The 18,635-nt window shown below is 55.2% G+C and carries 12 protein-coding genes; 3 read left to right on the top strand and 9 right to left on the bottom strand.

Going from position 1 to position 18,635, the window contains the following annotated elements:
- Positions 1-47: 47 nt before the first annotated feature.
- The 7 genes from acnB to pdhR all read right to left on the bottom strand — a co-directional run bounded on the left by acnB (position 48) and on the right by pdhR (position 12,662).
- Positions 48-2,645, bottom strand: a complete 2,598-nt coding sequence (gene acnB / locus HF650_RS04355) for a bifunctional aconitate hydratase 2/2-methylisocitrate dehydratase (RefSeq protein WP_187801334.1) — start codon at positions 2,643-2,645, stop codon at positions 48-50.
- A 273-nt stretch (positions 2,646-2,918) separates the two neighbouring features.
- Positions 2,919-4,343, bottom strand: coding sequence for a hypothetical protein (locus HF650_RS04350; RefSeq protein ID WP_187801333.1), 1,425 nt, complete (start codon positions 4,341-4,343; stop codon positions 2,919-2,921).
- A 161-nt stretch (positions 4,344-4,504) separates the two neighbouring features.
- Complete coding sequence (traT, locus tag HF650_RS04345) at positions 4,505-5,236, bottom strand: conjugal transfer complement resistance protein TraT (protein WP_187801332.1); 732 nt, start codon at positions 5,234-5,236, stop codon at positions 4,505-4,507.
- A 279-nt stretch (positions 5,237-5,515) separates the two neighbouring features.
- Positions 5,516-6,940 carry a dihydrolipoyl dehydrogenase gene (gene lpdA / locus HF650_RS04340; RefSeq protein ID WP_023480442.1) on the bottom strand — a complete coding sequence of 475 codons (1,425 nt, stop codon included), beginning with the start codon at positions 6,938-6,940 and terminating at the stop codon, positions 5,516-5,518.
- A gap of 202 nt (positions 6,941-7,142) precedes the next feature.
- Complete coding sequence (aceF, locus tag HF650_RS04335) at positions 7,143-9,044, bottom strand: pyruvate dehydrogenase complex dihydrolipoyllysine-residue acetyltransferase (protein WP_187801331.1); 1,902 nt, start codon at positions 9,042-9,044, stop codon at positions 7,143-7,145.
- Positions 9,045-9,058: 14 nt separating this feature from the next.
- Positions 9,059-11,722, bottom strand: coding sequence for a pyruvate dehydrogenase (acetyl-transferring), homodimeric type (gene aceE / locus HF650_RS04330; protein ID WP_187801330.1), 2,664 nt, complete (start codon positions 11,720-11,722; stop codon positions 9,059-9,061).
- A 175-nt stretch (positions 11,723-11,897) separates the two neighbouring features.
- A complete protein-coding gene (gene pdhR / locus HF650_RS04325; RefSeq protein ID WP_187801329.1) occupies positions 11,898-12,662 on the bottom strand; it encodes a pyruvate dehydrogenase complex transcriptional repressor PdhR in 765 nt (254 codons plus the stop codon).
- A gap of 535 nt (positions 12,663-13,197) precedes the next feature.
- Between pdhR and aroP the strand changes: the two genes are divergently transcribed.
- The 3 genes from aroP to HF650_RS04310 all read left to right on the top strand — a co-directional run bounded on the left by aroP (position 13,198) and on the right by HF650_RS04310 (position 17,099).
- Positions 13,198-14,571, top strand: coding sequence for an aromatic amino acid transporter AroP (aroP, locus tag HF650_RS04320; RefSeq protein ID WP_187802605.1), 1,374 nt, complete (start codon positions 13,198-13,200; stop codon positions 14,569-14,571).
- A gap of 171 nt (positions 14,572-14,742) precedes the next feature.
- Entirely contained in the window at positions 14,743-16,149 is a 1,407-nt protein-coding gene (locus HF650_RS04315) for an MFS transporter (RefSeq protein ID WP_187801328.1), read from the top strand.
- Positions 16,149-17,099 (top strand): family 43 glycosylhydrolase, encoded by a 951-nt coding sequence (locus HF650_RS04310; protein WP_187801327.1) that lies wholly within the window; start codon positions 16,149-16,151, stop codon positions 17,097-17,099. Before HF650_RS04315 ends, HF650_RS04310 begins: the two co-directional genes overlap by 1 nt.
- Positions 17,100-17,114: 15 nt before the next feature.
- Here the strand turns inward: HF650_RS04310 and ampE are convergent, their stop codons facing one another.
- Entirely contained in the window at positions 17,115-17,969 is an 855-nt protein-coding gene (gene ampE / locus HF650_RS04305) for a beta-lactamase regulator AmpE (protein WP_187801326.1), read from the bottom strand.
- A complete protein-coding gene (ampD, locus tag HF650_RS04300) occupies positions 17,966-18,529 on the bottom strand; it encodes a 1,6-anhydro-N-acetylmuramyl-L-alanine amidase AmpD (RefSeq protein WP_187801325.1) in 564 nt (187 codons plus the stop codon). Before ampD ends, ampE begins: the two co-directional genes overlap by 4 nt.
- Positions 18,530-18,635 lie beyond the last annotated feature (106 nt).

Raw genomic sequence — 18,635 nt, 5'->3', positions numbered from 1 at the left:
AAAGACACAACGGGAAAAAAAGCCACTCCGGAGAGTGGCTTTCTGATTTAGACGGCGGTCTGGAATATCACGCCTTCAGCTTTGTCGGTGTATTGATCAAGCTGGTCAAAGTTGAGGTAGCGGTAGGTATCCACGGCGGTTTTATCCACCTGATCCATAAAGGTCAGATACTCTTGCGGCGTCGGCAGCTTGCCGATCAGCGCCGAGACGGCCGCCAGCTCCGCAGAGGCCAGGAAGACGTTCGCGCCGGTACCTAAACGGTTCGGGAAGTTACGGGTCGAGGTTGAAACGACTGTCGCACCGTCTGCCACGCGCGCCTGGTTACCCATGCACAGGGAGCAGCCCGGGATTTCGATACGCGCACCGCTCTTACCAAAGACGCTGTAGTAGCCCTCTTCGGTCAGTTGTGCGGCATCCATACGCGTCGGCGGCGCAACCCACAGGCGGGTCGGCAGCTGGCCTTTGTGGCTGTCCAGCAGCTTACCAGCGGCGCGGAAGTGGCCGATGTTGGTCATGCAGGAACCGATGAACACCTCATCGATGCTCTCGCCCTGCACATCAGAGAGCAGACGCGCATCGTCCGGATCGTTCGGCGCGCAGAGGATCGGCTCTTTGATTTCAGCCAGATCGATATCGATCACCGCCGCGTACTCAGCATCCGCATCCGCTTCAAGCAGCTGCGGGTCTGCCAGCCATTTCTCCATGCCCTGAATACGGCGCTCCAGCGTACGGCGGTCGCCGTAGCCTTCGGCAATCATCCACTTCAGCAGCACGATGTTGGAGGTCAGGTACTCGATAATCGGCTCTTTGTTCAGCTTGATGGTGCAACCCGCGGCAGAACGCTCAGCGGAGGCATCGGTCAGCTCGAACGCCTGCTCGACTTTCAGATCAGGCAAGCCTTCAATTTCGAGGATGCGGCCGGAGAAGATGTTTTTCTTACCCTTCTTCTCAACGGTCAGCAGGCCCTGTTTGATGGCGTAGAGCGGAATAGCGTGAACCAGATCGCGCAGGGTGATGCCCGGCTGCATTTTGCCTTTAAAGCGCACCAGCACCGATTCCGGCATATCCAGCGGCATCACGCCGGTCGCGGCAGCAAACGCCACCAGACCGGAGCCCGCCGGGAAGGAGATACCAATCGGGAAGCGGGTGTGGGAATCACCGCCGGTGCCAACGGTATCCGGCAGCAGCATGCGGTTCAGCCAGGAGTGGATAACGCCATCGCCCGGACGCAGCGACACGCCGCCACGGTTCATAATGAAGTCCGGCAGGGTATGGTGCGTGGTGACGTCAACCGGCTTCGGATAGGCCGCAGTGTGGCAGAAGGACTGCATCACCAGATCGGCAGAGAAGCCGAGGCACGCCAGATCTTTCAGCTCATCACGGGTCATCGGCCCGGTGGTATCCTGCGAGCCGACGGAGGTCATCTTCGGTTCGCAGTATGCGCCCGGACGAACACCGTCGACGCCGCAAGCACGGCCAACCATTTTCTGCGCCAGCGAGTAGCCGCGGCTGCTTTCCGCCACGTCTTTCGCCTGACGGAAGATCTCGCTCTGCGGCAGACCCAGCGCTTCACGCGCTTTGGTGGTCAGGCCACGACCGATAATCAGCGGAATACGACCACCGGCGCGCACTTCATCGATCAGCACGTCGGTTTTCAGTTCGAAGGTCGCCAGCAGTTCGCCGGTTTCGTGGTTACGCACTTCGCCTTTGAACGGGTAAACGTCAATTACGTCGCCCATATTCAGGTTAGAGACGTCAACTTCAATCGGCAGCGCACCGGCATCTTCCATGGTGTTGAAGAAGATAGGCGCAATTTTGCCGCCGAGCACCAGACCACCGCCGCGCTTGTTCGGCACGTTCGGAATGTCATCGCCCATAAACCACAGCACCGAGTTGGTGGCGGATTTACGTGAAGAGCCGGTACCAACGACGTCGCCGACGTAGGCCAGCGGGAAGCCTTTCTGCGCCAGCGCCTCGATCTGTTTGATCGGACCAACGCTGCCCGGCTGATCCGGTTCGATCCCTTCACGGGCGTTTTTCAGCATCGCCAGCGCGTGCAGCGGAATATCCGGGCGCGACCAGGCATCCGGTGCCGGTGAGAGGTCATCGGTGTTGGTTTCGCCGGTCACTTTAAAGACGGTAACGGTGATCTTTTCAGCCAGCGGCGGACGGCTCTGGAACCATTCAGCATCAGCCCAGGATTGCATCACCTGTTTGGCGTAGGCATTGCCCGCTTTCGCTTTCTCTTCCACATCATAGAAGTTATCGAACATCAGCAGGGTATGAGAGAGGGCTTTGGCCGCAATCGGTGCCAGCGCGTCGTTATCCAGGGCTTCAATCAGCGGATGGATGTTGTAGCCGCCCTGCATAGTACCCAGCAATTCGACGGCTTTTTCAGGGCTAACCAGTGGGGAGGTTGCTTCGCCTTTGGCGACAGCTGCAAGGAAACCCGCTTTCACATAGGCGGCTTCATCAACACCGGGCGGGACACGGTTAGCCAGAAGGTCTAACAGGAATTCTTCTTCGCCAGCAGGCGGACTCTTTAGCAGCTCGACAAGCGCGGCCATTTGGGTTGCATCTAATGGTTTTGGCGCAATCCCCTCAGCGGCACGTTCAGCTACGTGCTTACGGTATTCTTCTAGCACGACGGTTCTCCTCGCTCTCATTGTCATAATGCGGCAGGCGTTTCTCTTCACGCTCCTGTGAGACAGCAGTTTGTAGGGTAAATCCGCGAACCGCGCCGGGCAGCATAGCAGGAATTTTAGAGGGTGTTAATCTGTTTACAAAAAAGCAACATTAAATCCCGGCTGAATCGTTACAGATGGCATAAAGCAGTCGGCAGAGGGGTTTAGCGAAAAATAATCCTCGAACCGCCGATAAAACAAACGGCTCCGCAGAGCCGTTACGTTAAGACAATGTTAAAGCTTACCGAGAATATCCAGCCCCCAGCTACGGCTATATTTCTCCGGGTTCAGGCTCTCATCAACCAGTTTGCCCAGCAGATACTTCTTCACCGTTTCGCGGTTATCTACCTGCTGATGGTGCGCAACGTTCGCCAACTGACCACGTCCGTTGTAGTTGAGCGTGGTGCTGTTCTCCTCACTGTTTTCAACCATGTGGTAGTAGTAGCTTTGTGAGGATTTCTGCGTGCTCAACGCCAGCGGAATCGATGGATCGATCGCCTGGTGCCATGCAGCGCTCAGTTGGCTTCGCGTCGTCTGCTTCACGCTCCTGGAGCTGTCACTGTGGGAATTGGCTTCCGTTGTCTGCGAGGCGGTGTAGGCAAAGCGCTCTTTCTCCTGCAACTTCGCCGGGTTGACCGACTTCTCCGTCTGCGTCAGCGAGAGTGAGAAATCATGCAAACCGCTAAGCTGTGACGCGCCGTTATCACCGATACGGATCGCATTCGTCGCCACGACAGGCATTTTTTCAGCGCTGGTATTGCTGTTGAGCGCCCGGAAAACCGCTTTCAGGGCTGCCATCTGCTCATAATTGCCCTGCCCGGCAGTGCGCGCTTTATCAAATTTGCTATCCCACGCGCTCAGAGCGGATTGCTGCTGCACGGCGTTACCCGCAAAGGCGGAGTGCGCCATGTCGCTGCTCATCTTCAACGAGAAGTCGCCATCTTCATAAGCCGTGGTGCGCGTTTTGTTGTCCGCGTGGAAATTAAGAGACTGCAAGGACTTATCGTCGTTACGTAGATCGGTTTTCAGATCTACCGATTTCAGCAGGCGAGTATCAAACTGGGTTAAGCCGCTAATATCCAGCTGAGGCTGCTGTTTGCCCAGCCCGCTCAGGGCGTCGCCCAGCGCTTTACCGAGGCCCGCGATAGCGGTTGCTTCGTCGTCATTAAGCGCCTCGCCGTCGGTTTTCAGCTGGACGGTCATGCCGTCATCCTGCTGGCTCATCACCAGCTGCACTTTAGTGCCGGACTGGGTAACGATATCCATGGTGATGGCGGAATCGTAAGGCGCGCGGGCAATGCCCATATCCGCACCGCGTAGCGTCTGCACAACATCGCCACGATTATCATTGAGATTACTCAGCAGCGTGCTGCCGAGTGTGGCGAAGGCTGAAACAGATTTGCCGCCGGAAGCCAGCCCCATCAGCCCCTGAATCTGGCTATGCTGCTGCTCGGCAATCGCCGGATTCACTTTCTTAGGGATCAGTGAATAGACGGCGGCGATCTCCGGCGTCTGGCTGCCAAACATCACTTTTGTCGAGGCATCATCCGCAGGGGTAGCTTTATTTGCGACTGCGGGTGCGGCAATGCCGACCCGCACAGAGGTATTAACCCGCGCGGTTGATGGTAATAGCGCAGTTAGGTTAAGGCCGTTAATCATGGCGATGAAACTCCCTCTCACCGAAATAGTAAATAAGTTACATCGGCAGCCTGCGCGGAAGGTTTATCGCTTTTGCCTGAAAAGCAGGCCCCCGTCACTTTTGCGCATAAAAAAAGCGGGCCAGTTGCCTGCGCCCGCTTTTTTAGCTGCTAACAACCAACTTACATGATGTTAGCGACAGATTTTGCCAGCTGAGCTTCGAGGACAGGTTTCGCCTCTTCGAATTTCAGGTTTACTTTGTTAGCGTTAGAGACCACACGGGTCTGATATTTTGCGCGGTTACCCTCTTCAGTGCTGGTTTGCAGCTTGATCCCGGAGGTGCCCTGACGCAGTGCGGCGATATTATCGGTTGTCACTTTCGCTTTGCTGCGCTCGGAGATTTGCAGATCGGTGATCATAGTGAAGTTCACATCTTCCACCATCGCATCTGCCGCCAGACCAATCAGGCCAGCCGCCAGACCCACGCCCAGCGCGGCTCCGGAGGAGTTGCTGTTGTAGGCGGTGATACCAGCACCCAGACCAGCACCAATCGCCGCACCTTCGTAACCGCTTTTCAGGTAGCCCTGGGTTTCACGCAGATCCATCTTATCCGCTTTCAGCACGTTCGCCTGGATCCAGTAATAGGCCGAATCCGGCGAGGAGGTCACTTTGTAGCCTTTGTCGCTCAGCTCTTTTGCCAGCAAGCTCTGCAAGTTACTCATGTCTTTATCAGAGGTGTTTTTCACCTGAATAAACACAGTTTTCTCAGAGGCTGGCTCCAGCCAGATGGTCTGGCTCATCTGGGTTTTCACATCCAGATTGCGTTTTTTGATAGCCGTTGTCATCGCACCACAGCCAGAAAGGGTAAACGCTGCCAGAACCATACCGACGACAGCGAGTTTTTTAATAGACATAACGATTCCTTTATATTTCGTACACCAGAAGAACAACAAATGCGGCAAAGGCAGGACGGGAGCGATGAAACGAGGGTAAGTGACAAAGTCCATGTCGTGACGACGCCAGGCCGCTTGCCTGGAGCAAGCGTGCCAACACTATTCTTAAGTGAGTTATCGGCTTCTTTATCAATTAGTTGAGCAGCAATTACCTACTAAATGTGGTGGTTATGCGGCAGGCATAAAAAAAGCAGCCGTAAAGGCTGCTTTATTTTGAACACAGAAGCGAGGTGAAGAGGCTTATTTCTTCTTCGCTTTCGGGTTCGGCAGGTCGGTGATGCTGCCTTCGAACACTTCTGCGGCCAGGCCAACAGATTCGTGCAGCGTCGGGTGCGCGTGAATGGTCAGCGCGATATCTTCTGCATCACAGCCCATTTCGATCGCCAGACCGATTTCACCCAGCAGCTCGCCGCCGTTGGTGCCGACAACCGCGCCACCGATAACACGGTGCGTCTCTTTGTCGAAAATCAGTTTGGTCATACCGTCTGCGCAATCGGAAGCGATAGCACGGCCAGAAGCTGCCCACGGGAAGGTGGCGGTTTCGTAGCTGATGCCTTTCTCTTTCGCTTCTTTCTCGGTCAGACCTACCCATGCCACTTCTGGCTCGGTATAGGCGATAGACGGGATCACTTTCGGATCGAAGTAGTGTTTCTTACCGGCGATAACTTCTGCGGCAACGTGGCCTTCATGCACGCCTTTGTGCGCCAGCATCGGCTGACCGACGATATCGCCGATAGCGAAGATGTGCGGCACGTTGGTGCGCAGCTGTTTGTCGACACGGATAAAGCCACGGTCGTCCACTTCCACGCCCGCTTTACCGGCGTCGAGGTTTTTACCGTTCGGCACACGGCCGATAGCGACCAGCACGGCGTCGTAACGCTGCGGTTCAGCCGGAGCTTTTTTGCCTTCCATCGTAACGTAGATACCGTCTTCTTTTGCTTCAACGGCGGTCACTTTGGTTTCCAGCATCAGGTTGAACTTCTTGCTGATGCGTTTGGTGAAGACTTTCACCACATCTTTGTCAGCAGCCGGGATCACCTGGTCGAACATCTCAACCACGTCGATCTCTGAACCCAGCGCATGGTATACGGTGCCCATTTCCAGACCGATGATGCCGCCACCCATAACCAGCATACGCTTCGGTACGGATTTCAGCTCCAGCGCGCCGGTGGAGTCCCACACGCGCGGATCTTCATGGGGAATGAACGGCAGTTCAATCGGACGGGAACCCGCCGCGATGATGGCGTTGTCGAAGTTGATCACGGTTTTGCCGTTTTCGCCTTCCACTTCCAGGGTGTTCGCCCCGGTAAATTTACCCAGACCGTTAACCACTTTGACCTTACGGCCTTTTGCCATACCTGCGAGGCCGCCGGTCAGCTGGTTAATCACTTTGTCTTTCCAGGTACGGATTTTGTCGATGTCGGTCTGCGGTTCGCCGAAGACGATGCCGTGCTCGGCCAGCGCTTTAGCTTCTTCGATCACTTTCGCGACGTGCAGCAGCGCTTTAGAAGGGATACAACCTACATTCAGACAAACACCGCCGAGGGTGTTGTAGCGTTCAACGATGACGGTTTCCAGACCTAAATCAGCGCAACGGAAGGCAGCAGAGTAACCTGCCGGGCCTGCCCCAAGTACGACGACCTGAGTTTTGATTTCAGTACTCATCATGACCTCTTATTGATTTCCGGCGGTCAGGGGTACTTCATGTCGCCCTTCATCCACCGGGACGTTCTATCCGCCCGCAGTTTACAAAATTGTTAACATTTTTGAAACAACAAACGGCTAACGAATTATCCTTTGCCCCTGATAACCCCAAAAGCGCTATGAGATTAGCAGAAAAAAGCCGGCCGTCAGGCCGGCTTTTCGATTACATCACCAGACGGCGAATGTCGGACAGCATGTTATTGATGATGGTGATAAAGCGCGCCCCATCAGCACCGTCAATCACACGGTGGTCGAAGGAGAGCGAAATCGGCATCATCAGACGCGGAACGAACTCTTTACCGTTCCACACCGGTTCCATCGCGGACTTGGAGACGCCCAGGATAGCCACTTCCGGCGCGTTCACAATCGGCGCGAAGTGGGTCGTACCCAGGCCGCCGATGCTGGAGATGGTGAAGCAGCCGCCCTGCATTTCGCCGGCAGTCAGCTTACCATCACGCGCTTTTTTGGAGATGGTGGTCAGTTCGCGGGACAGTTCGGTCACGCTCTTCTTGTTCACGTCTTTAAAGACCGGAACCACCAGGCCATTCGGGGTATCAACCGCCACGCCGATGTTGATGTATTTTTTCAGCGTCAGACGCTGACCATCTTCGGACAGGGAGCTGTTGAAACGTGGCATCTGCTCAAGGGCCGCAGCAACGGCTTTCATGATGAAGACCACTGGGGTGAATTTCACGTCCAGTTTACGTTTCTCGGCTTCGGCGTTCTGCTGTTTGCGGAACGCTTCCAGATCGGTGATATCGGTTTTGTCGAAGTGGGTAACGTGCGGGATCATCACCCAGTTACGGCTCAGGTTAGCACCAGAGATTTTCTGGATACGGCCCAGTTCCACTTCTTCGATTTCGCCGAACTTGCTGAAGTCCACTTTCGGCCACGGCAGCATGCCTGGCAGACCACCGCCGGTAGCGGCAGCAGGTGCGGATTCCGCGCGTTTTACCGCGTCTTTCACGTAAGCCTGCACGTCTTCACGCAGGATACGGCCTTTACGACCGGAGCCCTTCACTTTCGCCAGGTTCACGCCAAATTCGCGCGCCAGGCGGCGGATCAGCGGAGTCGCGTGGACATAAGCGTCATTCTCTGTGAAGTCAGATTTGCCTTCTGCTTTAGCCGGAGCCGGTGCAGCAGCTGGTTTCTCAGCTTTTGCAGCCGGAGCCGGAGCCGCTTCCTGTTTCGCTGCCGGAGCAGCCGCAGGCGCAGCGCCTTCCACTTCGAAGACCATGATCAGCGAGCCGGTGGAGACTTTGTCGCCCACGTTCACTTTCAGCTCTTTAACCACGCCCGCGAACGGTGCCGGGACTTCCATCGAGGCTTTGTCGCCTTCAACGGTGATCAGCGACTGTTCGGCTTCTACTTTATCGCCGACTTTGACCATCACTTCAGTCACTTCAACTTCATCGCCGCCGATATCCGGTACGTTAACCTCTTTCGCACCTGCAGCCGCTGCCGGAGCAGAAGCCGCTTCTTCTTTGACCTGCGGTTTCGCGTCAGCAGCCGGTGCAGCACCCGCCACTTCGAAGACCATGATCAGAGAACCGGTGGAGACTTTGTCGCCGGTGTTAACTTTGATCTCTTTCACGGTGCCAGCGAACGGCGCCGGAACTTCCATGGAGGCTTTGTCGCCTTCCACGGTGATCAGGGACTGCTCAGCGGTCACGCTGTCGCCCACTTTCACCAGAATTTCGGTCACTTCGACTTCATCACCACCGATATCCGGCACGTGAACGTCTTTTGCGCTTGCAGCGGCCGGAGCAGCAGCTGCCGGCGCTGCTTCTTTCTTCTCTTCTGCCTGAGCAGGTGCAGCGTCAGCTGCACCGTCGGCGGAATCGAAAATCATGATCAGTTTACCGGTCTCGGTTTTGTCGCCGACAGAGACTTTGATCTCTTTCACGACGCCAGCCTGCGGAGACGGAACTTCCATAGAGGCTTTGTCGCCCTCTACGGTGATCAGCGACTGTTCAGCTTCAACTTTGTCGCCCACTTTGACCAGAATCTCGGTGATTTCTACTTCATCAGACCCGATGTCCGGTACGTTGATTTCGATAGCCATTGTCTCTTTACCTCTTACGCCAGACGCGGGTTAACTTTATCTGCATCGATGTTGAATTTGGTGATCGCTTCCGCCACCACTTTCTTGTCGATTTCGCCACGTTTAGCCAGTTCGCCCAGGGCTGCTACCACCACGTAAGAAGCATCAACTTCGAAGTGGTGACGCAGGTTTTCACGGCTGTCGGAACGACCGAAGCCATCGGTACCCAGTACGCGGTAATCATCAGCCGGTACATAAGTACGAACCTGTTCGGCGAACAGTTTCATATAGTCAGTAGATGCTACAGCCGGAGCGTCGTTCATCACCTGAGCGATGTACGGAACGCGCGGAGTTTCCAGCGGGTGCAGCATGTTCCAGCGTTCACAATCCTGGCCATCACGCGCCAGTTCGGTGAAGGAGGTGACGCTATAAACGTCAGAACCTACGCCGTAGTCGTTAGCCAGGATCTGCGCTGCTTCACGAACGTGACGCAGGATAGAACCGGAGCCCAGCAGCTGAACTTTACCTTTGTTACCCGCAACGGTTTCGAGTTTGTAGATACCTTTACGGATACCTTCCTCGGCACCTTCCGGCATTGCCGGCATGTGGTAGTTTTCGTTCAGCGTGGTGATGTAGTAGTAAACGTTCTCTTGTTTCTCGCCGTACATGCGCTGCAGACCGTCATGCATGATGACCGCAACTTCGTAAGCGTAAGACGGATCGTAAGAGATACAGTTCGGGATAGTCAGCGACTGGATGTGGCTGTGGCCATCTTCGTGCTGCAGACCTTCACCGTTCAGAGTCGTACGACCAGAAGTACCGCCTACCAGGAAGCCGCGCGCCTGCTGGTCGCCTGCCTGCCAGCACAGGTCACCGATACGCTGGAAACCGAACATCGAGTAGTAGATGTAGAACGGAATCATCGGCAGGTTGTTGGTGCTGTAAGAGGTCGCAGCCGCCAGCCAGGATGCGCCAGCACCCAGTTCGTTGATACCTTCCTGCAGGATCTGACCTTTCTCGTCTTCTTTGTAGTAAGCAACCTGCTCACGGTCCTGCGGGGTGTACTGCTGGCCGTTCGGGCTGTAGATACCGATCTGACGGAACAGACCTTCCATACCGAAGGTACGCGCTTCGTCGGCAATGATCGGAACCAGGCGATCTTTGATCGACTTGTTCTTCAGCATCACGTTGAGGGCACGAACGAAGGCGATGGTGGTGGAGATCTCTTTGTTCTGCTCTTCCAGCAGTTGAGAGAAATCTTCCAGCGCCGGCAGATCCAGTTTTTCGGTGAATTTCGGCTGACGTGACGGCAGATAGCCTTTCAGCGCCTGGCGACGTTCGTGCAGGTATTTGTGCTCTTCAGAGCCTTCATCGAAGGTGACGTAAGCGAGTTTTTCAACTTGCTCATCGGTCACCGGAACATTGAAGCGGTCGCGGATATAACGCACGCCGTCCATGTTCATTTTCTTCACCTGGTGGGCGATGTTTTTACCTTCGGCGGTGTCGCCCATGCCATAACCTTTAACGGTATGGGCCAGGATGACAGTTGCTTTGCCTTTGGTTTCCTGCGCTTTTTTCAGTGCAGCGTAGATTTTCTTCGGATCGTGACCACCGCGGTTCAGGGCCCAGATCTGCTCGTCGCTCCAGTCTGCAACCAGTGCGGCAGTTTCCGGGTATTTACCGAAGAAGTGTTCGCGAACGTACGCACCATCTTTCGATTTGAAGGTCTGGTAGTCGCCATCAACGGTTTCGTTCATCAGCTGGATCAGTTTACCGCTGGTGTCTTTACGCAGCAGCTCGTCCCAACGAGAACCCCACATCACCTTGATTACGTTCCAGCCAGCACCTGCGAAGATGCCTTCCAGTTCGTTGACGATTTTGCCGTTACCGGTGACTGGGCCATCAAGACGCTGCAGGTTACAGTTGATGATGAAGCAGAGGTTGTCCAGTTTCTCACGGGTAGCGATGGTGATCGCACCTTTGGATTCCGGCTCATCCATCTCACCGTCACCGAGGAAGGCGTAAACGGTCTGTTCAGAGGTATCTTTAAGACCACGGTGTTCCAGATATTTCAGGAACTTCGCCTGATAGATGGCACCAATCGGACCCAGACCCATGGAAACGGTCGGGAACTGCCAGAATTCCGGCATCAGTTTCGGGTGCGGGTAAGAGGAGAGGCCTTTACCGTGAACTTCCTGACGGAAGTTGTTCATCTGCTCTTCAGTCAGACGACCTTCAACAAATGCACGTGCGTACACGCCCGGAGAGATGTGGCCCTGGAAGTAAACCAGATCGCCGCCATCTTTCTCGTTACGAGCGCGGAAGAAGTGGTTAAAGCAGACTTCGTAAATGGTTGCGGAAGACTGGAAGGAGGCCATATGACCGCCCAGCTCGAGGTCTTTTTTAGACGCACGCAGAACTGTCATGATTGCGTTCCAGCGGATAGCTGAACGAATACGGCGTTCCAGTTCCAGATTGCCCGGGTATTCCGGTTCATCTTCAACGGCAATAGTGTTTACGTAGTTGCTCGCCCCTGTGCCAGCTGCCACTTTCACACCGCCTTTGCGGGCTTCAGAAAGGAGCTGGTCAATCAGATACTGAGCACGCTCAACACCTTCTTCACGGATGACCGATTCGATCGCCTGTAGCCAGTCGCGAGTTTCGATCGGATCCACGTCATTTTGTAAACGTTCTGACATGGGGGGTATTCCTTATCTATCTAATCGTTGATTGTCTGGAACCTGTCCCATTGCACTCTGACGGCCTGTAAAGGTTCGTAAAAGTGCAATAAGACAGGTTCTGCGTTTAGTTGCCGCGCTCTAAAAGTTGGCGCTGTTGTTACAACTCTTCCGGCACAAATAGCGCCAGAAAATTCTAATTCTTGCGCTGCTCCAGCCGACGCAGAGAGCGTTCACGACGACTCTGTTCACGGCTGCGATCCAGCAAAATCTCTTCGATAAACGCCAGATGGCGGTGCGACGCTTCACGCGCCTCTTCCGGTTCGCCAGCCATGATCGCGGCAAAAATACTCGCACGATGATTGCTGACAAGCGGAAGCATCTCGCGGCGGGCGTAGAGCAGTTCGAAGTTTTGACGAACGTTCTGCGCCAGCATCGGCTCCATGCAGCGTAGCAGATGAAGCAGGACTACATTATGTGCCGCTTCCGTTACGGCGATTTGATACTGCACGACCGCGCTGGACTCGGCGTCCAGATCGCCAGACTGTTGCGCCAGCTCAATGGCGCGGTGCAGCTCACCAATCCGCACTTTATCTTCGTCAGTACTGCGCAGCGCCGCGTAATAAGCTGCAATGCCTTCCAGTGCATGGCGCGTTTCGAGAAGATCAAATTGGGATTCGGGATGATCGGTCAGAAGCTCTACCAGCGGATCGCTGAAGCTCTGCCACAGACTGCTTTGGACAAAGGTCCCGCCACCCTGGCGACGGAGAAGCAGGCCTTTCGCTTCGAGACGCTGGATGGCCTCGCGCAGTGAAGGACGAGAAACGTCGAACTGTTTGGCCAGTTCGCGCTCTGGAGGAAGCTTTTCGCCGGGACGGAGTGTGCCCTCGAGAATCAAAAACTCCAGCTGCTGCTCAATCACATCGGAAAGTTTAGGTTGGCGGATTTTGCTGTAGGCCATTGTTCCCTGTCTCTGCCACTCGCCCGGAGTAAATTGGTCTTACCAATTTCATATTGTTGACGCTAAAGTAACAAAGTATTCACCTTCTGTCCATACAGGTTTTGATTGAAATCAGGAAACCACGCACATTTTAACAACCAAACAGAAATGGCGTTTCAAAGATGTAACCTTACGCAAATGACTCGTTTACCCCTTAAGAGTGAGTTTTAACTTTTCCAAAACGCAAATTAATGAATGTGAAGCGATTCAGTTCATTATCTAATGATTTTTTATTCATTTTTAATGAATAAAAAGAGAGGTATTTTTCAATGAGGGGGTAAGAGGGTTAACTGCGGGCGCTCTTTTTTTCATCAGCTCGTCATGGATGCATCATAAAGCAGATGCATTCCCGTTCGCTTACCACTATTGTGGAGCGTGCGAAAGGCCTTTAGTCAAAATCACCTTTCTACACTGTAAAGCAAAAAATACATATAAATGGAACTTATTCCTTACGCGCGTAATATCGCGTAACCATAATAACCACACACGAGGTTTCATAATGGAAGGTCAACAGCACGGCGATCAGCTAAAGCGCGGCCTTAAGAACCGCCATATACAGCTTATCGCGCTGGGCGGTGCTATTGGGACTGGGCTGTTTCTGGGCAGCGCGTCAGTCATCCAGTCGGCCGGCCCCGGCATTATTCTCGGCTACGCCATTGCCGGTTTTATCGCGTTTCTGATTATGCGCCAGCTCGGTGAGATGGTGGTAGAAGAGCCGGTTGCCGGCTCCTTCAGCCATTTCGCCTATAAATACTGGGGCAGTTTTGCCGGCTTCGCCTCCGGCTGGAACTACTGGGTGCTTTATGTGCTGGTCGCCATGGCTGAACTGACGGCGGTCGGTAAATATGTTCAGTTCTGGTGGCCGGAGATCCCAACATGGGTTTCCGCTGCCCTCTTCTTTGTTGTTATCAACGCCATTAACCTGACCAACGTAAAAGTGTTCGGCGAGATGGAGTTCTGGTTTGCCATTATCAAAGTGGTGGCCGTGGTGGCGATGATCCTCTTCGGCGGCTGGCTGCTGTTTAGCGACAGCGCAGGCCCGCAGGCGACGGTTCGCAACTTATGGCAACAGGGCGGCTTCCTGCCGCACGGCATCGGCGGTCTGGTGATGATGATGGCGATCATCATGTTCTCCTTCGGCGGACTGGAACTGGTCGGTATCACCGCTGCGGAAGCGGATAACCCGGAGCAGAGTATTCCCAAAGCAACCAACCAGGTTATCTACCGCATTCTGATCTTCTATATCGGCTCGCTGGCGGTGCTGCTCTCCCTGCTGCCGTGGACCCGCGTAACGGCTGACACCAGCCCGTTTGTACTGATCTTCCACGAACTGGGCGACTCCTTTGTCGCTAACGCGCTGAATATCGTGGTGCTGACGGCGGCGCTGTCGGTCTACAACAGCTGCGTTTACTGCAACAGCCGCATGCTGTTTGGCCTGGCCAAACAGGGTAACGCGCCGAAGATGCTGCAAAAAACCGACAAGCGCGGCGTGCCGGTCAATACCATCCTCGTCTCTGCACTCTTCACCGCGCTCTGCGTGCTGATTAACTACCTCGCACCGGAATCCGCCTTTGGGCTGCTGATGGCGCTGGTGGTCTCCGCGCTGGTGATTAACTGGGCGATGATCAGCCTCGCGCATATGCGTTTTCGTCGTGCGAAGCAGCAACAGGGCGTGAAACCGCGCTTCCCGGCGCTCTTCTACCCGCTGGGGAACTGGATCTGCCTGATCTTTATGGCGGCAGTGCTGGTTATCATGGTGATGACGCCGGGCATGGCGATCTCCGTGTGGCTCATCCCGGTATGGATTGCCATCCTTGGCGTCGGCTACCTGGTGCGGCAGAAAAATGCAAAAGCGGTAAAAGCGCACTAATACCTTCTCCCCTCCCCTCTCCCGTCCGGGAGAGGGTTGTTAAATCAATGTTACCTTCCTCACACTTTCCTTTACGTAGCCATTTTGTCCATCTCTGCGGCGTGATCCTGCTACGCAAATAGAAATTTGCGGGCGAATAATCGAACTCATACCTCAGAGGGAGACCCGTCGATGGACACCAATAAACTGTCTGTAAAAGAGAAGATTGGTTATGGCATGGGCGATGCCGGATGCAATATCATCTTTGGCGCCATCATGCTGTTTGTTAACTATTTTTATACCGACATCTTCGGTCTGGCTCCCGCGCTGGTCGGCGTGCTGCTGCTGTCGATTCGCGTTATTGATGCTATTACCGACCCGTTAATGGGCGCGCTAGCCGACCGTACGCAGAGCAAATATGGTCGGTTTCGCCCATGGCTGCTGTGGATTGCCGTGCCTTACGCGGTCTTCAGCGTGCTGATGTTTACCACGCCGGAGTGGAGCTACAGCAGCAAAGTTATCTATGCCTTTGTCACCTACTTCCTGCTCTCGCTCACCTATACCGCCATTAACATTCCCTACTGTTCACTGGGCGGCGTCATCACCAACGATCCGAAAGAGCGCGTGGCCTGCCAGTCTTACCGTTTTGTGATGGTCGGCATCGCGACGCTGCTGCTGTCGCTGACGCTGCTGCCAATGGCAGAGTGGTTTGGCGGCGCGGATAAAGCCAAAGGTTATCAAATGGCGATGACGGTGCTGGCCTTTATCGGCATGTGTATGTTCCTGTTCTGCTTTGCCACAGTGCGCGAGCGCGTGCGCCCGGCGGTGCCAACGCACGATGACATGAAGAAAGATCTGAAAGACGTGTGGAAGAACGATCAGTGGGTACGCATTCTGCTGCTGACGCTGTGCAACGTCTGCCCCGGCTTTATCCGTATGGCCGCTACCATGTACTACGTCACCTGGGTGATGCAGGAGAGCACCCACTTCGCCACGCTGTTTATCAGCCTTGGCGTGGTCGGCATGATGTTCGGCAGCATGCTGGCAAAAGTGCTGACCGACCGCTGGTGCAAACTGAAAGTCTTCTTCTGGACCAATATCGCGCTGGCGATTTTCTCCTGCGGCTTCTACTTCCTCGACCCGCGCGCAACGGTGATGATTGCCGTGCTCTACTTCCTGCTCAACATCCTGCACCAGATCCCCTCCCCGCTGCACTGGTCGCTGATGGCCGATGTTGATGACTATGGCGAGTGGAAGACCGGCAAACGTATTACCGGCATCAGTTTTTCCGGCAACCTCTTCTTCCTGAAAGTGGGGCTGGCGGTCGCAGGCGCAATGGTTGGCTTCCTGCTCTCATGGTATGGCTACGACGCCGGTGCTAAACAGCAGAGTGCCAGTGCCATCAACGGTATTATGTTGCTGTTTACAGTGATCCCGGGCGTCGGTTATCTCATCACCGCAGGCGTGGTGCGTCTGTTAAAAGTTGACCGTGAACTGATGAAACAGATCCAGGCGGATCTGGAAAAACGCCGCATTAACTACCACGAACTGAGCGAGAGCCAGAGCGCACCGGTGGCGAAAAACGTAAGGAATGCATAATGAAAACCTGGCCGAATCCCTTTATTGAGCAGCGCGCAGACCCGTTTATTCTACGCCACGAGGAACACTACTACTTTGTCGCTTCAGTGCCAGAGTACGATCGCCTGGAGATCCGCCGCGCCGCAACGATCGACGGGCTGCGCAGTGCAGAAGGCGTGGTGGTGTGGCGCAAGCCGCAAAGCGGGCCGATGAGCGAACTCATCTGGGCACCGGAGCTGCACCATATTGAGGGCAAATGGTATTTATACTTTGCCGCCGCTGGCACAAAAGCGCTCGATAAGCTGAATATGTTCCAGCACCGTATGTTTGTGCTGGAGTGCGCAGATGCCGACCCGCTCAGCGGAGAGTGGGTTGAGAAAGGCCAGGTTAAGACCCCGTTCGATACCTTCGCGCTCGATGCCACCACTTTTGTCCATCAGGGTAAGCGCTGGTATTTGTGGGCGCAAAAAGCGCCGGATATAGCAGGCAACTCCAACCTCTATCTGGCTGAGATGGAGAATCCGTGGACGCTGAAAGGCGAGCCGGTGATGTTAAGCAAACCGGAGTATGAGTGGGAGTGCCGCGGCTTTCTGGTTAACGAAGGCCCGGCGGTGCTGTTTCACGAAGATAAGCTCTTTATCAGCTACTCCGCCAGCGCGACGGACGAGAACTACTGCATGGGGCTGCTGTGGATCGATCTCGACGCCAATCCGCTTGCGCCGCAAAACTGGCATAAATCGCCGGAGCCGGTGTTTAAAACCAGTTATGAAAACCGCCAGTATGGACCGGGACACAATAGCTTTACGCAGACACCGGAGGGGGAAGATGTGTTGGTGTATCACGCGCGTAACTACACCGAAATTGAGGGCGACCCGCTCTACGATCCCAACCGTCATACGCGCCTGAAAACGATTCGCTGGCAGGAAAACGGGATGCCTGACTTCGGCATCCCGGCGGCGGATAATCAGTAAACCGACGGCACGCGGTTACATCAGCGTGCCGTAAATCGTCAGCAGCGCTACCACCACGACCACGGCAAACGAGGTCTTCTTCGCCATCGACACCGCCGCTTTCGGCGTGGCGACCTTATCGTGATGCGGCTCGCGTGCCAGCGAGAACTGCGCCAACCGCGTTAACACATGGTATTGGGAAGTATGGGTATCGCCGAGCGAGGCAAACCAGGCGGGCAGCGCTTTCTCACCATGACCGATCAGCGCATAGACTACGCCCGCAAGGCGCACCGGCACCCAATCGAGCAGATGTAAAATGGCGTCGATACCCGATTGCTGGCGCTCTGTCGGCGTCTGGAAGCGCGCCAGCCAGTACTGCCAGGCGCGTAAAAAGGCGTAACCAACCAACAATACCGGCCCCCAGGGGCCGCCAACCACAAACCAGAAGAGCGGCGCGAGGTAGAAGCGGAAGTTGATCCACAGCAGCGCATTTTGCAGTTCGCGCAGGAACTCGCGCTCGTCGCAACCGGGCGGCACACCGTGAATCAGCGTCAGCTCGCTGGCCATTGCCGTATGGGCGTGGCTGTCGTTTCGTGCCGCCGCTTTCAGATAGGCATGGTAGTGCAACCGCACCTTCCCCGCACCGATGCACAGCAGGCCAATGAGGATCCACACCACCAGTAACGGGACGTTAAAAAACAATCCCCACAGCGCGCGCAGAATCAGGAAGGTCACCAGCATGGCTGCCGCCGTCATTAACAGCGTTGCTGGCATCGAATAGCGCTTTATGCGCCGGAACAGCACCTCCAGCCGGTGGTCCAGTTGCCAGTGCTCTCCCAGTTTAAACAGCCGCTCCGCTGCCAGCACCAGCAGCATGGTGAATAACGTCATGGCTTCTCCTTTTCTGACAACGCGGCGACCAGGGCGCGAAATTTGCCCCAGTCAAACGCAGGGCCGGGGTCGGTCTTACGTTCAGGCGCGATATCGCTGTGTCCGGTCATATTGTCGGCAATCGCCGGGTAGAGCTCAATTACCGTTCCTGTTACCGCCGCCAGTTGGCGGTACTGCGCGTCGGTATACGCCAGATCGTCCGTTCCCTCAAGCTCAATACCGATTGAGAAATCGTTGCAGCGCTCGCGCCCCTGATAAGAGGAGACGCCCGCATGCCAGGCGCGCTTATCGAAAGGCACATATTGCACTATTTCTCCGTCGCGGCGAATCAGACAGTGCGCAGAAACGCGAAGATGAGCAATGCCGGCAAAGTAGGGATCGGCGCTGGGATCCAGCGTGCCGGTAAAGAGCGCGTCAATCCACGGACCGCCAAATTTGCCGGGAGGTAGGCTGATATTATGTACCACTAACAGTGATGGCGACTCATCGTCCGGGCGGCAATCATAATGCGGAGAGGGCACATGGCGCGCCTCTACCAGCCAACCCTTGCGTAACTGCATAAGGAACTCCTTATAGAGGATGGTGCTGAAACACGCTTCAGAGTAGCATGCTTAGGCCGCCTCCCGTAATGCCGGAGCTGCACAACCAAACGCTAACTTTGTGATT

Source organism: Kosakonia sp. SMBL-WEM22, assembly GCF_014490785.1.
Lineage (GTDB): Bacteria > Pseudomonadota > Gammaproteobacteria > Enterobacterales > Enterobacteriaceae > Kosakonia.
The sequence above is the reverse complement of the archived record's forward strand: the minus strand, read 5'-3'. Positions and strand labels throughout refer to the sequence as shown.

Excerpts from the sequence above, each read along its gene's own strand:
- pdhR (WP_187801329.1), bottom strand. The coding sequence starts at position 12,662 with ATGGCCTACAGCAAAATCCGCCAACCTAAACTTTCCGATGTGATTGAG.
- HF650_RS04315 (WP_187801328.1), top strand. The coding sequence starts at position 14,743 with ATGGACACCAATAAACTGTCTGTAAAAGAGAAGATTGGTTATGGCATG.
- HF650_RS04310 (WP_187801327.1), top strand. The coding sequence starts at position 16,149 with ATGAAAACCTGGCCGAATCCCTTTATTGAGCAGCGCGCAGACCCGTTT.
- ampD (WP_187801325.1), bottom strand. The coding sequence starts at position 18,529 with ATGCAGTTACGCAAGGGTTGGCTGGTAGAGGCGCGCCATGTGCCCTCT.
- aceF (WP_187801331.1), bottom strand. The coding sequence starts at position 9,044 with ATGGCTATCGAAATCAACGTACCGGACATCGGGTCTGATGAAGTAGAA.
- traT (WP_187801332.1), bottom strand. The coding sequence starts at position 5,236 with ATGTCTATTAAAAAACTCGCTGTCGTCGGTATGGTTCTGGCAGCGTTT.
- ampE (WP_187801326.1), bottom strand. The coding sequence starts at position 17,969 with ATGACGTTATTCACCATGCTGCTGGTGCTGGCAGCGGAGCGGCTGTTT.
- lpdA (WP_023480442.1), bottom strand. The coding sequence starts at position 6,940 with ATGAGTACTGAAATCAAAACTCAGGTCGTCGTACTTGGGGCAGGCCCG.
- HF650_RS04350 (WP_187801333.1), bottom strand. The coding sequence starts at position 4,343 with ATGATTAACGGCCTTAACCTAACTGCGCTATTACCATCAACCGCGCGG.
- aceE (WP_187801330.1), bottom strand. The coding sequence starts at position 11,722 with ATGTCAGAACGTTTACAAAATGACGTGGATCCGATCGAAACTCGCGAC.